The 21,658-nt window shown below is 54.6% G+C and carries 25 protein-coding genes; 11 read left to right on the top strand and 14 right to left on the bottom strand.

The annotated features are described in order from the left end of the window. The first annotated feature begins 418 nt into the window (after positions 1 to 418). A complete protein-coding gene (locus tag Q3V30_RS15375) occupies positions 419 to 1,261 on the top strand; it encodes a hypothetical protein (protein ID WP_306207104.1) in 843 nt (280 codons plus the stop codon). A 145-nt stretch (positions 1,262 to 1,406) separates the two neighbouring features. On the opposite strand, the gene Q3V30_RS15370 is transcribed toward Q3V30_RS15375, so the two are convergent. Next, positions 1,407 to 1,652 carry a hypothetical protein gene (locus Q3V30_RS15370; RefSeq protein ID WP_306207102.1) on the bottom strand — a complete coding sequence of 82 codons (246 nt, stop codon included), beginning with the start codon at positions 1,650 to 1,652 and terminating at the stop codon, positions 1,407 to 1,409. Between the two features lie 333 nt (positions 1,653 to 1,985). Here Q3V30_RS15370 and Q3V30_RS22830 point away from each other — a divergent pair, with 333 nt between their 5' ends. The 4 genes from Q3V30_RS22830 (at position 1,986) to Q3V30_RS15355 (ending at position 4,409) form a co-directional block, all read left to right on the top strand. Beyond that, on the top strand, positions 1,986 to 2,069 hold the full coding sequence (locus tag Q3V30_RS22830) for a small membrane protein YohP (RefSeq protein ID WP_445084017.1): 84 nt from the start codon (positions 1,986 to 1,988) through the stop codon (positions 2,067 to 2,069). Positions 2,070 to 2,639: 570 nt separating this feature from the next. Beyond that, positions 2,640 to 3,206: a lipid IV(A) palmitoyltransferase PagP gene (pagP, locus tag Q3V30_RS15365; protein ID WP_428979212.1), complete on the top strand. Its 567-nt coding sequence runs from the start codon at positions 2,640 to 2,642 to the stop codon at positions 3,204 to 3,206. Between the two features lie 151 nt (positions 3,207 to 3,357). Continuing rightward, the gene (gene cspE / locus Q3V30_RS15360) at positions 3,358 to 3,567 is read left to right on the top strand and encodes a transcription antiterminator/RNA stability regulator CspE (RefSeq protein WP_004156612.1); all 210 of its coding nucleotides are present in this window, start codon (positions 3,358 to 3,360) and stop codon (positions 3,565 to 3,567) included. A gap of 413 nt (positions 3,568 to 3,980) precedes the next feature. After that, positions 3,981 to 4,409 carry a GNAT family N-acetyltransferase gene (locus tag Q3V30_RS15355; protein ID WP_306207058.1) on the top strand — a complete coding sequence of 143 codons (429 nt, stop codon included), beginning with the start codon at positions 3,981 to 3,983 and terminating at the stop codon, positions 4,407 to 4,409. Here the strand turns inward: Q3V30_RS15355 and Q3V30_RS15350 are convergent. Continuing rightward, positions 4,390 to 5,748: an aminotransferase-like domain-containing protein gene (locus Q3V30_RS15350; RefSeq protein WP_306207056.1), complete on the bottom strand. Its 1,359-nt coding sequence runs from the start codon at positions 5,746 to 5,748 to the stop codon at positions 4,390 to 4,392. The genes Q3V30_RS15355 and Q3V30_RS15350 overlap by 20 nt on opposite strands. Positions 5,749 to 5,884: 136 nt before the next feature. Between Q3V30_RS15350 and Q3V30_RS15345 the strand changes: the two genes are divergently transcribed. The 6 genes from Q3V30_RS15345 (at position 5,885) to tatE (ending at position 10,614) form a co-directional block, all read left to right on the top strand. Continuing rightward, positions 5,885 to 6,844 (top strand): ABC transporter substrate-binding protein, encoded by a 960-nt coding sequence (locus Q3V30_RS15345; RefSeq protein ID WP_306207054.1) that lies wholly within the window; start codon positions 5,885 to 5,887, stop codon positions 6,842 to 6,844. 2 nt (positions 6,845 to 6,846) lie between these two features. Further along, positions 6,847 to 7,635 carry a deaminated glutathione amidase gene (locus tag Q3V30_RS15340; RefSeq protein ID WP_306207052.1) on the top strand — a complete coding sequence of 263 codons (789 nt, stop codon included), beginning with the start codon at positions 6,847 to 6,849 and terminating at the stop codon, positions 7,633 to 7,635. Between the two features lie 26 nt (positions 7,636 to 7,661). Then, entirely contained in the window at positions 7,662 to 8,549 is an 888-nt protein-coding gene (locus Q3V30_RS15335; RefSeq protein ID WP_306207050.1) for an ABC transporter substrate-binding protein, read from the top strand. Then, positions 8,546 to 9,520 (top strand): amino acid ABC transporter permease, encoded by a 975-nt coding sequence (locus tag Q3V30_RS15330; protein ID WP_306207048.1) that lies wholly within the window; start codon positions 8,546 to 8,548, stop codon positions 9,518 to 9,520. The genes Q3V30_RS15335 and Q3V30_RS15330 overlap by 4 nt, the downstream gene beginning before the upstream one ends. Beyond that, a complete protein-coding gene (locus tag Q3V30_RS15325; protein WP_306207046.1) occupies positions 9,517 to 10,287 on the top strand; it encodes an amino acid ABC transporter ATP-binding protein in 771 nt (256 codons plus the stop codon). The genes Q3V30_RS15330 and Q3V30_RS15325 overlap by 4 nt, the downstream gene beginning before the upstream one ends. Positions 10,288 to 10,407: 120 nt before the next feature. After that, a complete protein-coding gene (gene tatE, locus Q3V30_RS15320) occupies positions 10,408 to 10,614 on the top strand; it encodes a twin-arginine translocase subunit TatE (protein WP_306207044.1) in 207 nt (68 codons plus the stop codon). A gap of 102 nt (positions 10,615 to 10,716) precedes the next feature. Here the strand turns inward: tatE and lipA are convergent, their stop codons facing one another. The 12 genes from lipA to lptE all read right to left on the bottom strand — a co-directional run bounded on the left by lipA (position 10,717) and on the right by lptE (position 21,657). Then, a complete protein-coding gene (gene lipA / locus Q3V30_RS15315; protein ID WP_306207042.1) occupies positions 10,717 to 11,682 on the bottom strand; it encodes a lipoyl synthase in 966 nt (321 codons plus the stop codon). 152 nt (positions 11,683 to 11,834) lie between these two features. Next, a complete protein-coding gene (gene lipB / locus Q3V30_RS15310) occupies positions 11,835 to 12,494 on the bottom strand; it encodes a lipoyl(octanoyl) transferase LipB (protein ID WP_306207040.1) in 660 nt (219 codons plus the stop codon). Positions 12,495 to 12,573: 79 nt separating this feature from the next. Next, positions 12,574 to 12,837, bottom strand: a complete 264-nt coding sequence (ybeD, locus tag Q3V30_RS15305; RefSeq protein WP_013201269.1) for a DUF493 family protein YbeD — start codon at positions 12,835 to 12,837, stop codon at positions 12,574 to 12,576. Between the two features lie 129 nt (positions 12,838 to 12,966). Next, a complete protein-coding gene (dacA, locus tag Q3V30_RS15300) occupies positions 12,967 to 14,175 on the bottom strand; it encodes a D-alanyl-D-alanine carboxypeptidase DacA (protein ID WP_306207034.1) in 1,209 nt (402 codons plus the stop codon). 129 nt (positions 14,176 to 14,304) lie between these two features. Next, positions 14,305 to 15,411 (bottom strand): endolytic peptidoglycan transglycosylase RlpA, encoded by a 1,107-nt coding sequence (gene rlpA / locus Q3V30_RS15295; RefSeq protein WP_306207032.1) that lies wholly within the window; start codon positions 15,409 to 15,411, stop codon positions 14,305 to 14,307. A gap of 11 nt (positions 15,412 to 15,422) precedes the next feature. Next, positions 15,423 to 16,535, bottom strand: coding sequence for a peptidoglycan glycosyltransferase MrdB (gene mrdB / locus Q3V30_RS15290; protein ID WP_306207030.1), 1,113 nt, complete (start codon positions 16,533 to 16,535; stop codon positions 15,423 to 15,425). Positions 16,536 to 16,537: 2 nt separating this feature from the next. Further along, the gene (gene mrdA, locus Q3V30_RS15285; RefSeq protein WP_306207028.1) at positions 16,538 to 18,442 is read right to left on the bottom strand and encodes a peptidoglycan DD-transpeptidase MrdA; all 1,905 of its coding nucleotides are present in this window, start codon (positions 18,440 to 18,442) and stop codon (positions 16,538 to 16,540) included. Positions 18,443 to 18,476: 34 nt separating this feature from the next. Continuing rightward, complete coding sequence (gene rlmH / locus Q3V30_RS15280; RefSeq protein WP_306207026.1) at positions 18,477 to 18,947, bottom strand: 23S rRNA (pseudouridine(1915)-N(3))-methyltransferase RlmH; 471 nt, start codon at positions 18,945 to 18,947, stop codon at positions 18,477 to 18,479. A 3-nt stretch (positions 18,948 to 18,950) separates the two neighbouring features. Beyond that, positions 18,951 to 19,268: a ribosome silencing factor gene (rsfS, locus tag Q3V30_RS15275; RefSeq protein WP_306207024.1), complete on the bottom strand. Its 318-nt coding sequence runs from the start codon at positions 19,266 to 19,268 to the stop codon at positions 18,951 to 18,953. Between the two features lie 115 nt (positions 19,269 to 19,383). Then, positions 19,384 to 20,040, bottom strand: a complete 657-nt coding sequence (gene nadD / locus Q3V30_RS15270) for a nicotinate-nucleotide adenylyltransferase (protein WP_306207022.1) — start codon at positions 20,038 to 20,040, stop codon at positions 19,384 to 19,386. Next, positions 20,033 to 21,064 (bottom strand): DNA polymerase III subunit delta, encoded by a 1,032-nt coding sequence (gene holA / locus Q3V30_RS15265; protein ID WP_306207020.1) that lies wholly within the window; start codon positions 21,062 to 21,064, stop codon positions 20,033 to 20,035. The genes nadD and holA overlap by 8 nt, the downstream gene beginning before the upstream one ends. Further along, positions 21,061 to 21,657, bottom strand: coding sequence for an LPS assembly lipoprotein LptE (gene lptE, locus Q3V30_RS15260; RefSeq protein WP_306207018.1), 597 nt, complete (start codon positions 21,655 to 21,657; stop codon positions 21,061 to 21,063). Before lptE ends, holA begins: the two co-directional genes overlap by 4 nt. Position 21,658: the final 1 nt, after the last annotated feature.

Below are 21,658 nucleotides of genomic sequence, written 5' to 3'. Positions count from 1 at the left end.
CTTAGAGGAATTTTTACACCATTTAGCTGATGCGAAATTAGAGACAAAAAAGAACCTGGCTGCTGTCGGCCTGACCAGCGGTGAACCTTCAATTTCATTCACTATTTACTAGCCTGGCATGCGGCGGCTATCAGTTTCCTCTGAAGTTGTTGTGGGGATCTCCGTGCTACAAGGTAGGGAAATCCCTACAAAAATTTCGCTTTCTGCAGGTAAGCTAATGTAAATATGATCATTATTTCGATTGCTAAACGTTAAGCATTCGTAATTTTAATTACATGAAATCAGGCTTTCTTGCGTCCGGATGGAACCCTGAGCGCTGGATCCCCACCTATCTGATGAGAACAAGCCCTTTTATATGGTTAGTCATTAGCCAGGGCTGGCTCACTTAAAATTCGCGTTTCAATCACTGGAGGTTTCCATGAGTGGCATGAAAATAGGTGGCGGCGCCAATGGCGCATTGGGCGGAGGCCTTGAGGGCATTGGCTCTAAATTTACCGACGTAGCCAAAAAGTTTGATGGCGAAAGCAGCCCTGCCGGAAAAAATGGATCCAACGGCGCGTTAAATTTCGGCAGCAGTGCACTCAGTAAGATTGCCGATCATGGCATAGAGTTTGGCAACCAGGGTGGAAGCCCGCTCTCCCTGAAAGAAAAATCCAGCAGCGGTAGCGAAGGCGGTCAGGGGGTAAGCGGCGAGCAGAACAGCACCCTCAACAGCATTACCCAACTGCTGAACGCCATCGTGCAGCTGCTGAAAAGCAAAGGCGGCGAGGAGGGCGGTAAAACTGGTACGGATGCGGCCAGCGGAAGTGGCAACAGCAACACTCAGGAAGCCTCTGGCAATGGCGATATGCTGACCCAGCTAATGGAGATGATTAAAAAGATGCTGGGGCAGACTGACGGCACCGACAAAGGAGACGCCGCTGCCAAAGAAAATGGCAGCGAGAACGGCAGCGGAACCAGCGGCTCTGAAGGAACGGCCGGCAGCGGCGATATCATGACCCAGATAATGGATATGATTAAGAAATTGCTGGGGCAGTCTGCTGAGGGTTCTGATTCGGCCAGCGGTTCAGGCACTGGCTCGGGTAGCGGAAGCGGCACGCCTGCCGCGCAGAGCAGCAGCGGTGAGGGACAAAACGGTCAGGATGGCCTGGTCGGCAAGCTGGGCAGCGCGTTACAGATGCTTGGCCTGGGCGCGATCCTCTCTGCTATACAGGGAAGCGGTGGCGCAGGTGCGCAAGGCGGCAGTGAAAGCAGTAAATAAGTTGTTCTCCGGCGGCGGTCTCTTAATCCAGAGCGGCCTGCCGGATTTTTATCAGGAATAAGCAGAGAGATGCAGCACTTTTTATCGCCTCCTGCGTCAGCAGCGATCGCGATAAAGGGCCCCTGAGGGCCCGTCACGCAAAGCGTTAATGAGGCTGCATAAACCCGGCTTTTACCATCTCCTCTCTGAAGGCGTTGGCGATAACCCGGTTACCGCCAGTGACGGGGTAAATCACATTGTTTACCACGTCGTCGAGATAGTGTTCATTAAATTCCTGAAGGGTTAACTGCGACCCACCTTCATCGTTAATGGCAATGGAGCCTTTAATGTGGTTGCCGGTTTCTTTGGCTTTCAGGCTGTAGCGACCCATACTGCTGTTAATAGTGCTCATAAGATCTCCTTGTTAACCGTCACAGATACGTCATAGCAAGTGAGTCCATAGCAAATGACACTCCTCAGTCTAGCCATCCCTGGCGCATCTATCTAAGAATTGTCTGTAAAGAAAGCGCAGATCGTGACCCCTGTCGCGAAAAAAATAGCACCATCCCGGGGCGGGGTGTGCCACTGCAACTCAATGAAAAAAATAGAGTTTATAGAATTTATTGCAGGGTATGAGCAGCGGTGTTCAGTGAGGGAGGTTTTTCAACGGGTTAAGCATAATAAACATTCTTCTTCTATACTGGGGGCACTATGTCGTTTTTTTTATTTTGGCTAAGGAAATGGAATGAAAATTATTCTCTGGATTATTGCAATTATCTTTATCGTAGGCTTACTGACTCTCACCGGCGTCTTTAAAGTTCTGTTCTGATTTACCTTGAGGTGACAGGCTGGCTTTGTGCACTGTCACCTTATCCATCATGGCGCCATGCGTAATGAAAAAGAGATCTCTCACCGAGAGAGGCTTGTTGCAGGATGCACAGCGCGCACCATGATGTTCCCCGAAGCGATCGCCTTTGGTCGTAAAGATAATTTTATGCGATCCGCATCGACAGCAGCAAAACCTCATGCTTTAGACCTCCCTGTGGCAAGTAACTGAGATTTTATCAAAAAAATCATTCTCAATGATAAATTCTATTAATTAATACATTTACGTGATATTCACCTGCAACAAGCTGATTTCAAAGGATAGCCTTACATATTAAACGGGTTTGATGTTACAGGGACGATTAAAGATTTTTCTTATGACTTAACTAAAAATGACACTATTTTGTGTGGGCAAAGGGCGCAGAGCCTGTAGGGCTGCCTTTTTAACGCGCTATTCAGGGTACGTTTAATCCAAAGGCGTAAAATACCCTTTTGACGATGTAATACGCTGCGAGCTGACTTATTGACGTTTAATAACGTCTTTTTCAACACCTGGTAAAACGGTAGATAACCTGTGAAACCCATCCAATACTCCCTTCTGTTACTCACGCTGGCCGGCTGTACTAATAGCGCACAGGCGATAACCGTTGCCACAGCCGTTTCCAACACCTGGCAGGCCTTAAGCGATAACGTCAGTGAGACCTGGCATAATCCGGACAGCTACGATCTTTACGTGCCGGCGGTTACCTGGCATAACCGGCTGACCTATGACCGTGAGAAAACGGACAAATATAATGAGCGTCCCTGGGGAGCGGGTGGCGGCATCTCGCATTATGATGAAAAGGGAAACTGGAACGGTCTTTATCTGATGGCCTTTAAGGACTCTTATAACAAGTGGGAACCCATTGGCGGATATGGCTGGGAAAAGACCTGGCGACCACTCAGTGACCCGAATTTTCGCCTCGGCCTGGGCTACACGGCGGGGGTAACGGCACGTGATAACTGGAAGTACATCCCGGTGCCTCTGGTACTGCCCCTTGCATCAATCGGTTACAGCAGGGCAACGTTCCAGATGACTTATATTCCAGGGACTTACAACAACGGCAACGTCTATTTCGCCTGGTTTCGCTGGCAGTTTTAGCTGCGGGAAAGGCGATAAAATAGCGGCGTATCTGCAAAAAAGTCGATATTTATCACTTTTTCGATACTCGCTACTGGACAAAAGCCTCGGCAATTGCTGTACTAACTGCCGACACAGTTTAGTGTCCATTTTTCATGTAAAGGTAATATAGATGTCTAAGATTAAAGGTAGCGTTAAGTGGTTTAATGAGTCCAAGGGATTCGGTTTCATTACTCCTGAAGATGGTAGCAAAGATGTGTTCGTACACTTCTCTGCCATCCAGAGCAACGGTTTCAAAACTCTGGCTGAAGGTCAGCGCGTAGAGTTCGAAATCACCAACGGCGCCAAAGGCCCATCTGCTGCTAACGTTGCCGCTATTTAAGTTATCAGACAGAATTCTAAAAACCCGCCGGATGGCGGGTTTTTTTTTGCCTTTTTCCGCCTGCCTCGCTTGCGGACAGGGCGGTCATAAGTCAGTGGGAAAGAAACTGCGTTAGCCAAAGCGTCACGGCCAGCAGGCTTATCGCTACGGCTAAAGCTTCACTCAGTGATTTCGGTATCAGATGCATGGCGTTATCTCATTGGCCCCGTTAACCAAAGAGTGTGGCGAAACATTATTAAGGAAACATTAATGCAGGGAGAGCAGGCTTAATAATGCTCTACCGCCGGACGCCGCATCTTCTCTCAGCCTTGTCACACTATCCTGTACTTAAATGCTTGCTAATCCTGCCACTCAGGCTATATAGATAGGCGAAGGAGCCCCGGCGTGGCTGGCTCATCCCTGGAGAATGCGTGATGAAGATCCGACTTGCGGAAGCGGAAGACAGTTTTGCCCTGAGCGCCCTGTTAACAGAGCTGGGGTATGATAATACTGAAACCTTTATCGAGCGTCGGCTGGCTCAGCTGATAGATGATCGGACTGAAGAGCTGCTGGTGGCCGTTCACGGCAGCACCGTGCTGGGCTTCCTCTCTTTACACTTTATTCCGCAACTGGCTCTGGAGGGCGATTTTGCACGCGTCAGCTACTTCTGCATCGCAGAAGGAGAGCGCAGCAAAGGGGCAGGGCAGCAGCTCTTACAGCATGCTGAAAATCTGGCTAAGCAGCGCGGCTGCGACAGAATGGAAGTGCATTGCCACGAGCACCGCATTAAAGCTAATGCCTTCTATGCCCGCGAAGGCTACAGCGAATCGCCCCGTTACATCATTAAAGATCTGAAAGCGTAGATCGTGCGTCATGTCCGCAGGCTAACACCAGCGCCTCGGCAATGCTTTCAACCTGTTCACTGGCGAGCATGGCGATACTCACGCGAATAAACTGTCCCCCACCGCTACGGCAACGTTCCCCCGGCAGGACGGCAATCCCTCTTGCCGCCAGGGTAATCATCGCAAACTGTTCCGATACCACTGGGATGAACAGGCTCAGCCCGTCGCGTTCCGGCAGCCACAGCCCGCGCTTTGCCAGCGCCTCCAGCAACAGGCGGCGGCGCTGGGCATAGATATGCTTAGCCTGCTGGATCTGCTGCTGGGTGGTGGGGTCGGTCAGCATCCAGGCTACCGCCTGCTGCAGGATACGGCTGGTCCAGCTGGCGCCAAAGTTACGCCAGGACTGTATGCGTTTGATCAGCGGGGCAGGCCCCGACAGCACTGCCAGCCTGAGATCGGGGCCGTAGGCTTTAGAATAGGAGCGCACATGTAACGTGCGCTCGGGGAAATAGCGTCCCAGACTCCAGACCGGGTGCGCTGAAAGCTCGCCAATCCCATCATCTTCCACAATCAGCGTCCGTGTACCGGACAGCACCCGGGCCAGTTCTTCACTGCGGGCTTCACTCACAGCATGCCCGGTAGCGGAGTGTGTCGAAGGCTGATAAATCAGCGCCGTGGCGCCTTTGTTCAGCAGCAGTTCGAGCGCGCCGGGCAGCGGCCCCTGCTCATCGCAGGCCAGCGGCATCACCTCGGCTCCCACATTATCCAGCATATCCAGTAACCGGGTAGCGGTTGGATCCTCAATAATGACCTTCTCGCCGGGTGAAAACAGCGTCTGCATAATGCAGTTCATCGCATCAAAACCGCCATCCGTAGCGAGCCAGGCTTCAGCGGGGTAGGGCCAGCCTGGCTTTACTGCCGCCAGCAGAGGTTGCGATATCGGATCGCGCTGATAGCTGTTGAGCTGCGGGCACTGCACCCCTTGCTGCATTGCCTGATGCAGATCCGGCAGCAGAGCAGGATCGGGGGAGGCCATGGCTAAATCGGCCCGGATATTATCGCCATAGTTACCGATCTTCTCGAAACGCACCGGTCTGGGCGTAACGTTGTCGCCACAAACCCAGACGCCGCTGCGCCCTTTTCCGGCGATCACCTTTTGCTTTTTCAGCTGGCCCCAGGCAGCCGAAACCGTTGCCGGGCTGATCCCTAAAGCTTCTGCCAAATCACGGACTGAGGGGAGATGCGTCCCGATCGGGATCTGCCCTTCGCGGATTAATCCTGCCGTCACCCCTGCAATACCCTTGACGGAGGCGTCAGTCAGACGTTCAGCAAACCACTGCAGATCCAGCGTTGAGGTCATAAGAAATCCATTTGTTCAGTAACAAAGAAATTATTGTACAGCTATTATTATCGATCTAGTATCGAATTCAAGCAGGAATTGCACACATTTTATGCGCCCCGTTCCGGCGCGCAGTTCAGGGCAAAGAGAGAGAAGCATGATCACCATCAGACTGGCTGTACGAGACTGGGATTACTTCACGCCGCTGGCACTTGGCGACATCAAACCGCAGGGGTTCGCCCTGGAGATTGATCGCGTAGGCACGCTGGTCGGCGATCTTGCAGCAAGCAGCGATTATGACGCCGCTGAGATCTCATTCAGCCGCTATGCGCAGGGCCTTGCGAAAGGGGAAACCTCTCTGCTGGCGCTGCCTCATTTCCTGATGCGTGGGTTCCGTCAGCGCTGCATTATCACCAGCGAAGATAACCCGATCGTCTCACTGGACCAGCTGAAAGGGAAGAAAGTGGGCGTCACGGGCTGGCAGGACTCCGGTAATACCTGGACCCGTGCGCTGCTCCGTGAAGCAGGGGTCGATATTGACGATGCCTACTGGTATGCCGGACGGCTGACTGCCGATCATCCGATTGTGGATCGTCTGAACGGGTTTGGTCGTTCTGGCCGTATTGAAGCCGCGCCGGGAGAACACCCGCTGATCGACCTGCTGCGCGCGGGTGAACTGGACGCGGTTTTCACCCCCTTTATGCCTCAGGGCTTTTTCCTTAAAGGGTCTGGCCTGCGTCAGCTGCAGAGTGATTTCCGTCAGGCTGAGCTGGAGTACTTCAACCGCGTTGGCTATATCCCAGGCCACCACCTGCTGGCGTTCAAATCTGACTTTGCCGAAGCGCACCCGGAACTGCCACAGCAGCTCAGCGAGCTGATTGCAGAGTCGGCAAAAATGTGGAATGACAAGCGCGAGAAATATGCCGACACCACGCCGTGGCTGCTGGATGATTTGCGACGTACCGCGCAGGATTTACCTGCTGACTGGAACGCAAAAGGTTTTGACGCTAACAAGAAGATGATTGCCGATTTTGGTAAAGAACTTTTTGAGCAGGGTATTACTTCTCAACGTCTCACGCCTGACGATCTCTTTCCGGCCGTGAAGAAAGGAGCATAACGATGAAAGTTGCATTAGGACAGTTCGCGGTCAGCCGCGAGTGGCAGGAAAACGCCGTTACCTGTACCGGGCTGATGGCTCAGGCTTTAGCGGGCGGCGCGGATCTACTGGTGCTGCCGGAAGGGGTGCTGGCACGTGATATCGCCGATCCCGATCTGGTGCTGAAGGCTGCCCAGCCGCTGGATGGCCCTTTCCTGACGGAGGTCTATGCCGCCAGCCGTGGGAATAATTTAACCACCATGATGACCGTCCATGTGCCGACTGAAGATGGCCGGGCGCTGAATGTGCTTATCGCCATTCGCAACGGGGAAATTGTGGCTCGCTACGACAAGCTGCATCTTTATGATGCCTTTGCGATGCAGGAATCACGCAACGTCACGCCGGGCCATGAGGTTCCGCCGCTGGTTGACGTTGCCGGCATGAAAGTTGGCCTGATGACCTGTTACGACGTGCGTTTCCCGGAGCAGGCTCGCCGTCTGGTGCTGGATGGAGCCGATGTGCTGGTGCTGCCTGCTGCCTGGGTGAAAGGTCCGCTGAAAGAGATGCACTGGGAAGTGCTGGTCACCGCCCGTGCGCTGGAAAATACCTGTTACCTGGTGGCTGTAGGCGAATGCGGCCCACGCAATATCGGCAACAGCCTGGTGGTCGATCCGCTTGGGGTGGCAATTGCAAAAGCCGCCGAAGCTCCGGCGCTGCTGTTTGCGGAGCTGGATCCGGCCCGGATTGCCCATGCGCGAAACGTTCTGCCGGTACTGGAGAATCGCCGTTTTGCCCGTCCTGAACTGAAATAATAATAACGACACCGGGGAACATGATAATGAAAAAAATCGCCACCGCCATCGCACTGGCTTTGGGAATCACTGCCGGTCTGGCCCAGGCTGCAGATGCCATTCCCACGCAGAAAATGGACCAGGCTCTGCATGACCGTTTGCCGGCGGAGATTAAATCCGCAGGGAAAATGACCTCCGTGAATAACGGCTCCTTCCCGCCCTATGAGATTGTGGAAGGGCCGACCTCGATGAGCGGGGCCTCTGCCGATTTGACCGAGGCGCTGGCGCAGCTGCTGGGGATTAAAATTGAGCATGCCACGGTAAGCGGCCTTTCCGGCGTGCTGGCCGGCATTAAATCTGGCCGCTATCAGCTGGCGATTGGCCCGGTAGGGGATTACCCGGATCGTCAGGCGAAAAATGACTTTATCGACTTCGTGCAGGAGTTTGTGGTGTTTGCCGTGCAGAAAGGCAATCCCGCCAGCATAAACGGTCTGGAGGATACCTGCGGCAAGCGTATTGCCGTAATGGCCGCCGGCTCTGCTGAACAGGTGATCCGCAAGCAGTCCCAGCTCTGTACCGATGCCGGGAAACCCGCGGTCACCGTGCAGTCTTTCACCGATCAGCCCTCCTCAATTCTGGCGGTACGCTCTAAGCGTTCAGACGCTTTCTTCTCTTCACAGGCACCGCTGGTCTATTTCGTCGACCAGGCACACGGCCAGCTGGAACTGACAGGCCAGGGCAAGAAAAACGGTTTTGGCGATATATTCCAGGGCACTGTGGTACCGAAAGATTCTGAGCTGGGTAAAGTGGTGGTGGATGGCTATAAAGAGCTGTTCGCCAACGGCACCTACGCCGCCATCATGAAAAAATGGAAGCTGGACGGCAATAAAATCGCGGAGCCGGGGGTTAATCTGGCGAAAGGGGCAGCGAAATGACAAAAAGTACCACTGATTCACGAGCCAGGGATAGGGCAGAGGTGCAGCAGCGTGACGTGGCATCTGCCCGCAGCGCACCGCGTTATGGACGCCTGGTTTCATGGATTGTGGTGCTGGTGATTGCCGCCAACGTAAGCTGGCTGGTGGCCACCAATCCCAATTTTGAGTGGCATGTGGTGCTGGAGTGGTTTACCGAAGGATCGGTGCTGAAGGGGCTGCAGGTGACGCTCGGTCTGACGGTCGTCTCGATGATCCTCGGCACGCTGTTGGGGCTGCTGCTGGCCGTGGCCCGCCTGTCTGATAATCGTTTATTGCGAGGGCTGTCGGGTCTCTATATCTGGTTTTTCCGCGGCACGCCGCTGCTGGTGCAGCTGATTTTTTGGTACAACATGTCCACGCTGTTTCCCCACATCACTCTTGGTATCCCGTTCGGTGGTCCGGTTTTCGCCAGCTGGAATACCAATGACCTGATCACGCCATTAACGGCTGCAATTGCCGGGCTGGCGCTGAATGAAGCGGCCTATATGGCGGAGATTATCCGCGCCGGGTTGCAGTCGGTGGATAATGGCCAGGTGGAGACGACGCAGGCCTTCGGCATGAGCCGCGCCCGTGCGCTGCGCCGCATCATTATTCCGCAGGCGATGCGTTCAATTATTCCGCCAACGGGTAATCAGCTTATCAGCATGATTAAAGCAACCTCGCTGGTGAGCGTTATCGCTATGGGCGATCTGCTCTACTCGGTGCAGTCGGTCTATAACCGCACTTTCGAGGTGATCCCGATGTTGATGGTGGCGGTAATCTGGTATCTGTTTATTACCTCAATCCTGAATATCGGGCAGTCTGCTATAGAGCGCTACTACTCTCGCGGCGTGCGGCGGACCGTCACTGTTGCCAGGCGCCGTCTGCCGCCCGCCGACAGTAAAACCACACCAATGATCAATCGCCCGCTGGTTCGTAAGGAGGATCTATGAGTTCTGTTCAGCCTCTGGTACGGGCACGTAACGTGCAGAAGAGTTATGGCGATAATGAAGTGCTGAAGGGAATCGATCTTGATGTGATGCCGGGTGAGGTGGTGGTGATCCTCGGTCCTTCCGGCTCGGGAAAATCAACTTTTCTGCGCTGCATTAACCATCTGGAAGATATGAATGCGGGCTCGATTATGGTGGGCGAGCAGCAGATTGGCTACGAGCTGAAAAGCGGGCTTTTGCAGCGCCTGTCGGCGCGTAAAATAGCCCGTCAGCGCCAGGAGATCGGCATGGTATTTCAGCAGTTCAATCTCTATCCCCATATGACCGTGCTGCAAAATATTATTGAGGCGCCGATTGGGGTGCATAAAGAGTCGCGTGAAGAGGCTACGCGCCACGCCACGGAGCTGCTGGCAACGGTAGGACTCAGTGACAAAGCGGATGCCTGGCCGCGCCATCTTTCCGGTGGTCAGCAGCAGCGTGTCGCTATTGCGCGCGCGCTTGCCATTCGTCCCAAACTGATGCTGTTTGATGAGCCAACCTCAGCGCTGGATCCTGAACTGGTGGGCGAAGTGCTGGCCACGATGCGCACGCTGGCCGATCGGGGGTTAACCATGGTAGTGGTGACCCATGAAATAGGCTTCGCCCGTGAGGCCGCTGACCGCGTGGTCTTTATGGATGGCGGCGTGGTAGTAGAGCAGGGGCCGCCGGAAGAGGTGCTGGTAAATCCTCAGCACCCCCGTTTCCAGGCTTTCCTGAGCCGCTTTATCTGATACTACCCGGGCCGGGGTGTACTCTGTTACAGATTGCGGTTGTAAAGAGCCGCAATCTGCGCGTTAATATTCTCTACGTCATTGACCCTGTTTCTGGTCAGGTTAAACAAGAAGGTAAGTATGGAAGGTATCAGTATTGCAAAACTGCTGATTATTGGTGCTCTGATCGTGTTGCTGTTCGGAACCAATAAGTTACGTTCTCTCGGTGGCGATCTGGGATCGGCGATCAAAGGCTTTAAAAAGGCTATGAGTGACGACGACACTGCCGCCAAAAAAGCACCGGTTGCTGAAGAAAAACCTGCGGGACAGGTTGCTCATAAAGAATAATTGTCAGCGGGTGCATAAAAAAAACGGATGACCATGTCATCCGTTTTTTATTGCTGTTGAAAACTGTAAATGAGTGTGACCGGGCGTAGCGCCCAGGTGCCTCTATTTTACTTCCAGTCCTTTTGCCTGCATATCGGCATGATAAGAAGAGCGGACGAACGGGCCGCAGGCCGCATGGGTAAAGCCCATATCCATTGCCGCATCTTTCATCTCATCAAATTCTGCCGGGCTGACGTAGCGCTGCACCGGAAGGTGATGGCGGCTTGGCTGCAAATACTGGCCCAGCGTCAGCATGGTCACGCCGTGGCGGCGCAGATCGCGCATCACTTCCACAATCTCAGCGTTAGTCTCACCTAACCCTACCATCAGACCCGATTTCGTCGGCACTTCCGGATGCGCTTCTTTAAAGCGTTCCAGCAGTTTTAATGACCACTCATAGTTTGCGCCAGGGCGCACCTGACGATAGACGCGCGGCACGTTTTCCAGATTGTGGTTGAAGACATCCGGCGGCGTAGCGGTAAGGATCTCCAGCGCGCGATCCATACGACCACGGAAATCGGGAACCAGCGTCTCAATTTTGATGGTGGGGCTTTTTTCCCGGATGGCGGTGATGCAGTCTGCAAAGTGCTGAGCGCCGCCGTCGCGTAGATCATCACGGTCAACGGAGGTGATCACCACATAACGCAGAGCCATATCGGCGATGGTCTGAGCCAGCTTCAGTGGCTCATTACTGTCTGGTGCCACCGGACGACCGTGCGCCACATCGCAGAAAGGACAGCGACGGGTGCAGATAGCCCCGAGGATCATAAAGGTCGCGGTGCCGTGGTTAAAACATTCTGCAAGGTTAGGGCAGGAAGCCTCTTCACAGACGGAGTGCAGGCCATTTTTACGCATGGCAGCTTTAATACCCTGAATGCGGCTGGAGTCCGCAGGGAGTTTGATTTTCATCCACTCCGGCTTGCGTAAAATCTCCGTGCGCTCGGTCACCACGGTTTTCACCGGGATCAGGGCCATTTTGTCTGCGTCACGGTATTTAACACCGCGTTCCATCTGAATGGGTTTACTCATAATCTTGCAAGTTCCAGGTTGGCGTGCGCATAAAACTCAGGGAGTGATTTCAACTTTTCTGATAAAAGCGCAAAAATTATATCATCCCGACGAGGCAGTTTCAGCCAGCCAGCACGATAAAATGTGACGGAATTGTAAATCCGCACGCAAGGTTACTTCTCAACCAGCGCTTCTGCCGCTTCCCAGCTTACTGCGGTAATCTCCAGCACTCTGGCAAAGTGGTCGATCAGCTGCGGCTGGACATCGGCCAGCGTAACGCCCGGCTTAAGCGCGCTGAGCTGCGTCATCTCCATACCGGCATAGCCACAGGGATTGATGCGTAAAAACGGGGTCAGATCCATATCGACATTCAGTGCCAGACCATGAAAAGAGCAGCCGTTACGAATGCGCAGTCCCAGTGAGCAGATCTTCTTATCCTGCACATAGACGCCCGGGGCATCGGCTTTTGCCGCAGCCTGAATGCCAAAGTGCCCCAGCGTGGCGATAACTGTCTCTTCAAGAGCTGTTACCAACTGCCTTACCCCAATTTTCCGGCGCTTGAGGTTTATCAGAACGTACATCACCTGCTGGCCCGGACCGTGATAGGTCACCTGACCGCCCCGGTCACTCTGCATCACCGGGATCTCCCCCGGCCCCAGCAAATGTTCCGCTTTCCCCGCCTGACCCTGAGTAAATACCGGCAGATGTTCTACCAGCCAGATTTCGTCAGGAGAGGTTTCTCCGCGCTGGTCAGTAAAATCATGCATAGCCTGAGAGATGGGCGCCCAGGGCTGTAAGCCCAGCTGGCGGATAATTAAGGTATTCTGAGACAAAACGCGTCGTCCGGTTGGAAACAGAAAGGGGAGTATAACGCTGACAAAGGGCAAAACCCACGCCCTTTGTCAGTTAAGGCTACAGAACCATACGGACAATTTCGATTTTGCCCAGTTCGTCATAGAGCGTTTCCACTTGTTCAATGTGGGTCGCGGTAATGGTGATGGAGACAGAGTGGTAGTTGCCTTTGCTGCTTGGCTTGACGTCCGGAGAGTAGTCGCCCGGCGCGTGGCGCTGAACCACTTCAACTACCTGATCAACCAGCTCCGGCTGCGCCAGACCCATTACTTTGTAGGTAAAGGGGGTTGGAAATTCCAGCAGTTCTTTAAGATTGGTTTTCATAGGGGCTCCGGTAACGCTAAAACAGAGACTCCCGACGCTACGGGAGTCTGGTGATACCTCAAATATGGGGTGCATTTACCCCGAAATCAAGAGGCAGTGCAGAGCCAAAAGGTGAAAGGCTCGTGACGCTTAGCCAAACCAGTGATGGAACATCAGCTTAATGTAGTCAACGATGCGACCAAAGAAACCACCCTCTGGCATTTCGTTCAGCACCACCAGCGGATGCTGTTCAATGGTCTTGCCATCAAGCTGGAAATTAATCGTCCCTACCACCTGGTTTTTCGCCAGCGGTGCATGCAGTTCCGTATTGCTCAGCGTGTAGCTCGCCTTCAGATCTTTCATGCGGCCACGGGGGATGGTCAGGTAAACGTCTTTTTCAACGCCCAGCTGGACGCGGTCGTTGTTACCAAACCAGACCGGCTCAGAAGCGAACTCTTTACCCGCTTTCAGTGGTGCGACAGTTTCAAAGAAACGGAAGCCCCAGGTCAGCAATTTTTTACTTTCGGTTTCGCGGCCTTTATAGGTGTGTCCACCCATCACGGCAGAGATCAAACGCATCTGGCCTTCGGTTGCGGAAGCGACCAGGTTGTAGCCTGCGGCTTCAGTATGACCGGTTTTAATGCCATCAACATGCAGGCTGGTGTCCCACAGCAGGCCGTTACGGTTCATCTGACGAATCTTGTTGAAGGTGAACTCTTTCTCTTTATAAACGGCATATTCGTCCGGCACATCACGGATCAGTGCGCGGCCAATCAGCGCCATATCACGCGCGGAGCTGTACTGCCCCTCCGCATCCAGGCCATGCACGGTCTGGAAATGGGTATTTTGCAGGCCCAGCGCTTTAACGTAGTTGTTCATCAGACCCACAAACGCGTCCTGGCTGCCAGCAACATAGTCGGCCATGGCCACACAGGCGTCGTTACCCGACTGCAGCACGATGCCGCGCGTCAGTTCAGAAACCGCAACACGATCGCCAGGCTTCAGGAACATCAGCGAGGAACCCTTAAAGACCGGGTTGCCGGTAGCCCAGGCATCTTTACCCACGGTTACCACGTCATCCTGCTTGATTTTTCCAGCTTTCACCGCCTGACCGATGACATAGCTGGTCATCATTTTTGTCAGGCTGGCGGGATCGCGGCGGGCATCCGCATTTTTTTCTGCCAGCACTTTGCCTGAATTAGCATCGATGAGCACGTACGCTTCTGCATCAATATCCGGCACGCCTGGGATCATCGTTTTAATATTCACGTCGTCGGCGTGGGCGAAAGCGGACAGGCTGAGGGCAATCAGCGTACCTGCCGTCAGGCGTTTGATCAGGGGAGAGGTCAGATTGTTCATGTTAAGGACTACAACATCCATCGGCTAAGTTAAAAAAGTGACTCACTATAGCAAAAGCAGTCCTGCCCGGCATCCGTCTTTACCTGCGAGGCTTCACAGGATTTACGGGCAACGCATGCCGGAGCAGCATTACATTTCGTTAGGTGCGACCGTGATAAAAGAGGATTGCTGAGCTTCGCTCAACAGGCGCTGCTGCAAGGCAGTAGCCTGCTGACGAGAGGTGAAACGGCCGAGCTGAACCCGATAAACGTTGCCGCTATTTGCCACCGTTCCCGGCACGCCAAACTGCTTGCTTAGCGTATTCATCCATTGCTTAGCGCGGTTCGCATCGCTCAGTGCGCCAACCTGAACCACATAAGCAGCGCTAGCTGCAGAGGAATGGCCGCTTGCCGCTGAAGCGGGTGCGGCGACCGCGGCGGTTGATGCGGCCGCAGCTACCGGCACCGCAGGCTCACTGCCTTCCAGCACGCCGGAGCGCAGCGGCTGAGCGGCGCCTAAAAAGCCGCTGCTGCGAACAGGCGCGCCCAGACCATCACCATTCAGGGTGGCATTATCAATGGCGTGCGTGTCGGCTTGCTGGGTGGCAACCGGCTCAGCAGGCGTGCTGTTAGCGGCGCCGTCACCCATTATGGTCATGCCACCACCAATATCCGGGCGAGGCGGCAGGGCGTAGCTCTGTTTAGCCACTGTGGTACCAATTGTTCCGGGGCCGGAGAGCGTGCCATCGGGTGCGACTTTGATATAGTCCACTTTGACCCGGGTATTATTGGAGATATTCAGGCGATCGCCTGCCGCACGGGAGAGATCGATAATGCGTCCCGGCGTGTAAGGGCCACGGTCGTTCACCCGCACCACAAGCTGCCGACCGTTGGCGAGGTTAGTGACGCGGACATAAGCGGGCAGTGGCAAGGTAGGGTGCGCAGCCGTCAGCGCGTCGGGATCATACTGTTCGCCGGTGGCCGTGCGATTGCTGGCCGCTTCTTCGCCATACCAGCTTGCCAGCCCGGTTTCGCTAAAATTAGCAGGATCTTTAACGATGCGGTAAGTTTTGCCGTTCACCGAATAGTCCTGGCTGGTACCGGGATCCTGCGGCTCATAACGCGGCTCCACGCCACCAATCTCCACAACGGGGCCGTTATAGGCCGGTTGCTGTGGCACCGGCGCCTGTTGTTCGGTAGTGGTACAGGCAGCCAGCAGCGCCGATGCCAGAGCAATCCAAAGCCAATCCTTACGCATGTTTACGCCTCTTAAACGCTTTTCGACAACAGTTTTCGGTGGGTGTGAATAGACATAATGATGCCAAATCCGGCCATCAGGACTATCAGAGCCGAGCCGCCATAGCTGACCAACGGCAGCGGAACGCCTACCACCGGCAGAATGCCACTTACCATACCAATATTAACAAAAACATACACAAAGAAGATCAGCATCAGGCCGCCAGCCATGACGCGACCAAAGGTGGTTTGCGCACGAGCGGCCATCATCAGTCCACGCATAATCACCAGAATATAGAGGACCAGCAGCACCAGCACGCCGACTAACCCCAACTCTTCAGCCAGTACCGCAAAAATAAAGTCGGTGTGGCGCTCGGGGAGAAACTCCAGCTGAGACTGGGTGCCATGCAGCCACCCTTTGCCACGCAGCCCGCCGGAGCCGATGGCAATTTTAGACTGGATAATATGGTAGCCCGCGCCCAGCGGGTCGCTTTCAGGATCGAGCAGCATCATGACGCGGTCGCGTTGATAATCATGCATCAGGAAGAACCAGAGGATCGGCACGAAGGCGGCTACCAACAGCACGGCAACGCCTATCAGCTTCCAGCTCATACCGGAGAGGAACAGCACAAACAGGCCGGAGGCGGCAATCAGGATAGAGGTTCCCAGGTCTGGCTGCGCCGCGACCAGTAGCGTCGGCATAAAGATCAGTACCAGCGCAATAGCTGTGTTTTTCAGCGTTGGCGGGCAGACATCGCGGTTGATAAAGCGCGCCACCATTAATGGCACCGCAATTTTGGCAATCTCCGAGGGCTGGAAGCGGACAACGCCCAGGTCGAGCCAGCGCTGCGCCCCCTTACTGATATGGCCAAAGGCATCCACGGCAATCAGCAGGATCACACAGAGGATATAGAGATAGGGCGCCCACCCTTCATAAACGCGAGGCGGGATCTGAGCCATCACCAGCATGATGACGATACCCATCGCAATTTGCCCGATTTTGCGCTCCATCATGCCCGGATCCTGGCCACTGGCGCTCCAGATCACCAGCGCGCTGTAGACCAGCAGGGCAAAGATCAGAATAAAGAAAGTGGGATCAACGTGGATCCGCGTCCAGATAGTGCGTTTTTGGTGACGATCGTTCACGACTATTCACCCTCATAACCTGACGGCACAGGGGCGGCGTCAGGCAGGTTGGTATTATTATCCCCGAGCATAATATGGTCGAGGATCTGACGCATGATAGTGCCAACGGCCGGACCGGCGCCGCCGTTTTCCAGAATCATGGTGACAGCCACGCGAGGCTTGTCATAAGGCGCGAAGGCGGTCATTAACTTGTGATCCCGCAGATGTTCAGCGATTTTATGCGCATTGTAGGTCTCGTTGGCTTTCAGGCCGTAAACCTGCGCGGTACCCGATTTGGCGGCAATTTTGTAAGGCGCATCGGAAAAGCTTTTCCTGGCCGTTCCGTTAGGGCGGTTTGCCACGCCATACATGCCATCTTTAGCGATTTCCCAGAAACCAGAGTGAATATCCGCAATCGGAGGGTTCTCTGGCTGACGGTAGGGCACGCGAACATTGTTCACCGTACTGGACTGCATCAGGTGCGGTGTTTTCACCACGCCATCGTTAATCAGCGTCATCATCGCTTTGTTCATCTGTACCGGCGTAGCTGTCCAGTAGCCCTGGCCGATACCCACCGGTATGGTGTCACCCTGATACCAGGGTTTTTTAAAGCGCTTCATTTTCCATTCACGGGTGGGCATATTGCCCGGCGTCTCTTCCACCAGGTCGATGCCCGACAGGTGACCATAGCCGAACTTGTTCATCCATTCGCCCAGGCGGTCAATGCCCATGTCATACGCCACCTGATAGAAAAAGGTATCCGCAGACTCTTCCAGAGATTTGGTGACGTTCAGGCGGCCATGGCCCCAGTGCTTCCAGTCGCGGAAGCGCTTTTCAGAACCCGGCAGCTGCCACCAGCCCGGATCAAACAGGCTGGTATTTTTATTAATGACGCCAGCCGTCAGGGCAGAGACCGCAATGTAGGGCTTAACCGTGGAGGCGGGTGGATAGGCACCCTGGGTGGCACGGTTGATTAGCGGTCGGTCAGGATCATTCAGCAGCATATTGTAATCTTTGCTGCTGATACCATCGACGAACAGATTCGGGTCGTAGCTGGGCATCGACACCATAGCCAGAATGTCGCCGTTGCGCGGGTCGGTGACCACCACCGCCGCGCGGCTGCCCGCCAGCAGCGTTTCAATATACTGCTGCAGCTTAAGGTCGATGGTGAGATAGATGTCCTGACCCGCCTGCGGAGACTGTTCATGCAGCTGGCGGATCACGCGGCCACGGTTATTGACCTCAACTTCTTCGTAACCGGTTTTACCGTGCAGCATATCTTCGTAATAGCGCTCGATGCCCAGCTTGCCAATATCGTGGGTTGCCGCATAGTTAGGCCATTTCCCCTCTTTATCGAGCCGCTCTACGTCACGATCGTTGATTTTAGAGACGTAGCCCAGCACGTGCGTCAGCGCAGAATTATAGGGATAGTAGCGGCGCTGATAGCCTTTGACTTCCACGCCGGGGAAAGCGTACTGATTGACCGCAAAACGGGCGACCTGCACATCGTTCAGGCCTGTTTTAACGGGAATAGAGGTAAAGCGGCGCGAGCGTTTGCGCTCTTTTTCAAAGGCGACAAGATCTTCATCACTTAAATCGACAATGGGGCGCAGCGCCTGCAGCGTTTTTTGCAGGTCGTCGACTTTTTCCGGCACCAGCTCAATCTGATAAATGGTTCTGTTGAGGGCCAGCGGAAGGCCGTTACGATCAAAAATAATGCCGCGGCTGGGCGCAACGGGCACCAGTTTTATGCGGTTTTCATTAGAGCGGGTGCTGTAATCAGTGTAGCGAACGATCTGCAGGTGATAGAGATTCACCACCAGAATACCGGAAAGCACAATGATGCCAAAAAAAGCGATCAGCGCACGGCGAACAAAGAGTGTCTGTTCGGCGGTGTAGTCACGAAAAGAGTTACGTTGTAATTTCATCCGCTGCTTTTGTGTATCCGGTTGATCTTAATGCCTATTCCCGATGATAAGGGTGATTTGCCGTAATGCTCCATGCGCGATACAGGCTCTCTGCAACCAACACCCGAACCAGCGGATGGGGCAGGGTCAGCGAGGAGAGAGACCAGCTTTGTTCGGCTGCCGCCTTACAGGCAGGTGACAATCCTTCCGGCCCACCAATCAGCAGGCTGACGTCGCGGCCATCCTGCTTCCAGCGTTCAAGCTGGGTCGCCAGCTGCGGCGTTTCCCAGGGCTGACCCGGAATATCCAGCGTGACGATACGATTGCCTTTGCCGGTTGCGGCCAGCATCAGCTCGCCCTCTTTTTCAAGAATGCGTTTGATATCGGCATTTTTGCCACGCTTGCCCGCGGGGACTTCCGCCAGCTCCAGCGGCATATCTTTAGGAAAGCGACGCAGGTACTCAAGAAACCCGGTTTGCACCCAATCCGGCATTTTGGTGCCGACGGCGACCAGCTGCAACTTCACCGTTTAACTCCAGAGTTTTTCGAGTTCGTAGAGCTCGCGGCTCTCTTCCTGCATCACATGGACAATCACATCGCCCAGATCCACAACCACCCAGTCTGCGGTTGCTTTGCCGGAGATGCCTAACGGCTTCATTCCTGCTGCACGGGTTTCCTGTACCACGTGATCAGCGATCGACGCTACGTGACGCGTTGAGGTACCGGTGCAGATAATCATGCAGTCGGTAATACTGGATTTGCCCTGAACATCAACAGCAACAATATCCTGGCCTTTCAAATCGTCGATTTTATCAATGACGAAGTCTTGGAGTGCTTGACCTTGCAAAAGGTTCCCCCTTGGGTTTTAGTCGGAGCGGTTATCGTTCACCGGGGGTGACGACAACCAAAATAGGGTCTTCCAGATTTACTGGAAAAAATGAGCGGCGAAGTATACCACGTGGTCAGAGCTTACGATATAAACCCGCGTCAGAGATATAGGCTGAAACGGCAGAAGGCAAAAGATCGTCGCAAGATTGTCCCTGATGAAGGCGGGTGCGGATCTCAGTAGCGGAGAGAGAAATCAGCGGTGTCTCTGCCAGAAAAATCTTTCCGCAGGGCATCTGATGCAGCGATGTGGCAGAAACCGCCTGATGCTCTTCCAGCCAGCGCTGTAAATCTGGCGTCTCCATGTTAACGTCATACCCCGGACGGCGGCAGACCAGCAGGTGGCATAACGACAAAAGTTCTTGCCAGCGGTGCCACTTAGGCAGGGAGAGCAGCGAGTCCTGGCCGATAATAAATGCCAGAGGCTGCTCAGCGCCTCGTTCGGCGCGCAGTTCCGCCAGCGTCTCAATTGTCCAGGAGGGGGTATCGCGCTGCATCTCTCGCTGATCAAGATCAAAAAGTGCATTGCCTGCTATTGCCAGTCTGACCATTTCAACGCGCTGTTCAGGGCTGGCTTCAGGCTGAGGTCGGTGGGGCGGCACGTTATTCGGTAACAGCGTGACTTTTTTCAGGCCAACCTGACCGGCAAGCGCTTCAACCGGCTTCAGATGACCGTAATGGATCGGATCAAATGTTCCGCCAAACAACGCCTGTAGCTGATGGTTTTCAGACATCGCAAAAGGTCTCCGGGAAGCCGCGCTGGCAGAGCATCAAGGAGAGCGTCTCAAGCTCTGACCAGACCGACTGACCATAATCCTGTTTCAGGGTGAGTTCAATACGCGTCAGTAAATGAATGGCCTGCGTAAGCTGCCTGGCGGAAAGGCGCTGCAGCGCATCGGTGAACAGCGGCCGGCGGTTCTGCCAGACGCGATGCTGGTCAAACAGCGTGCGTATTGGCGTTCTCGCCATCTGCCGCTGCAGGGTCAGCAGCAGCATTAACTCTCTTTGCACCGTTCTTAACAGAATCACCGGCTCGCCTTCTTCCGCCTGCATCTGGCGAAGGATATGCTGCGCCCGCTTGCTTTTTCCGGCCAGCAGGGCATCAACCCAGTGAAACGGCGTGAAGTGAGCCGCCTCGTTAACGGCCTGTTCTACGCGCGGCAGCGTCAGCTTGCCATCGGGCCAGAGCAGGGAAAGGCGTTCCAGCGCCTGGGCCAGCGCCAGAAGATTCCCTTCATAACAGTAACAAAGCAGCTGAATGGCAGCATCGTCGACGTTCAGCTTAAGGCTTTTTGCCCGCGTAGCCACCCAGCGGGGGAGCTGAGCATGTTCAGGCGTCTGGCACGGCACCAGTACGGCATGCGTGCTCAGCGCTTTAAACCAGGCGCTGTTTTCCTGGGCTTTAGTCAGTTTCGCCACGCGGAGCAGCAGCAGAATATCCGCATGAAGCAGGGAAGAGAGGGTGACAAGGTGTTCAGCCATGGCACCATTGGGGCCGTTATCTGGCAGCGTCAACAGTAAAGTCTGGCGGCTGGCAAACAGGCTCAGCGCCTGACAGGTGGAATAGATAGCGTCCCAGTCCGTCTGGGCATCAACAGCCACGCTGAAATGTTCCGTAAAGCCCTGCTGCTGGGCAGCCGCACGCACGGCATCCTGCGATTCCTGCAGTAACAGCGGTTCGTTACCCGCCAGAATATAACAAGCGCGCAGCCCCTCATGGAGCTGCGCGCTTAATTGCTCAGGATAGATCCTGATCATCTGCTGTAAGAGTCGTCTGGCAGCGTAGAGTCTGGCGAGGTCTGTTCGATCGCTGCCGGTGCGCTGTCCAGCGTGTTGATGGAAGCGTCAGTCTCAGCGGCATGCACAGTCAGAAGCTTACGCACCAGCTGCGCCGCCGCCTGCGTACGCATTTCGCTGTAGATGATGTTCTGCTCTGAGTCTTTCGCCAGCGCGGCCAGCGGGTTATCAAAGAACGAACGGTAGACCGTGGCGCTGATTGGGTAGATCCCTTTGTTTGGGATCAGAACCTGCGCACGAACCGTCATCATCAGAGAATACTCTGCCGTTTTACCATCCTGGAAAATCGAGGCGGTATCGCGGCCCTGAGTAGCCCCCTGCAGGCGGAGCGAAGGAATATCTGTCCGCAGCCCAGGATCGTCCAGCACGGTAACGTTATTCAGGCGCAGCTCTTCACGCACGGCACGCGTCAGCGGACCGTAGGGATCCGATGTATCCAGCACCATGGTTTTCATCTCTGCCGGCACCGATGTGGTACCGCGCAGATGGAAACCACAACCTGCGGTGATCAACACCGCAAGACCCAGCATCACAGACAAAATCGGATGTCGCACA

The organism is Erwinia pyri, from assembly GCF_030758455.1.
Classification (GTDB): domain Bacteria; phylum Pseudomonadota; class Gammaproteobacteria; order Enterobacterales; family Enterobacteriaceae; genus Erwinia; species Erwinia pyri.
The sequence above is the reverse complement of the archived record's forward strand: the minus strand, read 5'-3'. Positions and strand labels throughout refer to the sequence as shown.

Bases quoted from the DNA above. Each gene is read 5' to 3' on its own strand.
- Q3V30_RS15375 (WP_306207104.1), top strand. From the start codon at position 419: ATGAGTGGCATGAAAATAGGTGGCGGCGCCAATGGCGCATTGGGCGGA.
- Q3V30_RS15370 (WP_306207102.1), bottom strand. From the start codon at position 1,652: ATGAGCACTATTAACAGCAGTATGGGTCGCTACAGCCTGAAAGCCAAA.
- Q3V30_RS15355 (WP_306207058.1), top strand. From the start codon at position 3,981: ATGAAGATCCGACTTGCGGAAGCGGAAGACAGTTTTGCCCTGAGCGCC.
- lipA (WP_306207042.1), bottom strand. From the start codon at position 11,682: ATGAGTAAACCCATTCAGATGGAACGCGGTGTTAAATACCGTGACGCA.
- tatE (WP_306207044.1), top strand. From the start codon at position 10,408: ATGGAAGGTATCAGTATTGCAAAACTGCTGATTATTGGTGCTCTGATC.
- Q3V30_RS15340 (WP_306207052.1), top strand. From the start codon at position 6,847: ATGAAAGTTGCATTAGGACAGTTCGCGGTCAGCCGCGAGTGGCAGGAA.
- mrdA (WP_306207028.1), bottom strand. From the start codon at position 18,442: ATGAAATTACAACGTAACTCTTTTCGTGACTACACCGCCGAACAGACA.
- Q3V30_RS15335 (WP_306207050.1), top strand. From the start codon at position 7,662: ATGAAAAAAATCGCCACCGCCATCGCACTGGCTTTGGGAATCACTGCC.
- cspE (WP_004156612.1), top strand. From the start codon at position 3,358: ATGTCTAAGATTAAAGGTAGCGTTAAGTGGTTTAATGAGTCCAAGGGA.
- rlpA (WP_306207032.1), bottom strand. From the start codon at position 15,411: ATGCGTAAGGATTGGCTTTGGATTGCTCTGGCATCGGCGCTGCTGGCT.
- Q3V30_RS22830 (WP_445084017.1), top strand. From the start codon at position 1,986: ATGAAAATTATTCTCTGGATTATTGCAATTATCTTTATCGTAGGCTTA.
- Q3V30_RS15325 (WP_306207046.1), top strand. From the start codon at position 9,517: ATGAGTTCTGTTCAGCCTCTGGTACGGGCACGTAACGTGCAGAAGAGT.
- holA (WP_306207020.1), bottom strand. From the start codon at position 21,064: ATGATCAGGATCTATCCTGAGCAATTAAGCGCGCAGCTCCATGAGGGG.
- dacA (WP_306207034.1), bottom strand. From the start codon at position 14,175: ATGAACAATCTGACCTCTCCCCTGATCAAACGCCTGACGGCAGGTACG.
- ybeD (WP_013201269.1), bottom strand. From the start codon at position 12,837: ATGAAAACCAATCTTAAAGAACTGCTGGAATTTCCAACCCCCTTTACC.
- Q3V30_RS15330 (WP_306207048.1), top strand. From the start codon at position 8,546: ATGACAAAAAGTACCACTGATTCACGAGCCAGGGATAGGGCAGAGGTG.
- Q3V30_RS15350 (WP_306207056.1), bottom strand. From the start codon at position 5,748: ATGACCTCAACGCTGGATCTGCAGTGGTTTGCTGAACGTCTGACTGAC.
- nadD (WP_306207022.1), bottom strand. From the start codon at position 20,040: ATGTCTGAAAACCATCAGCTACAGGCGTTGTTTGGCGGAACATTTGAT.
- Q3V30_RS15345 (WP_306207054.1), top strand. From the start codon at position 5,885: ATGATCACCATCAGACTGGCTGTACGAGACTGGGATTACTTCACGCCG.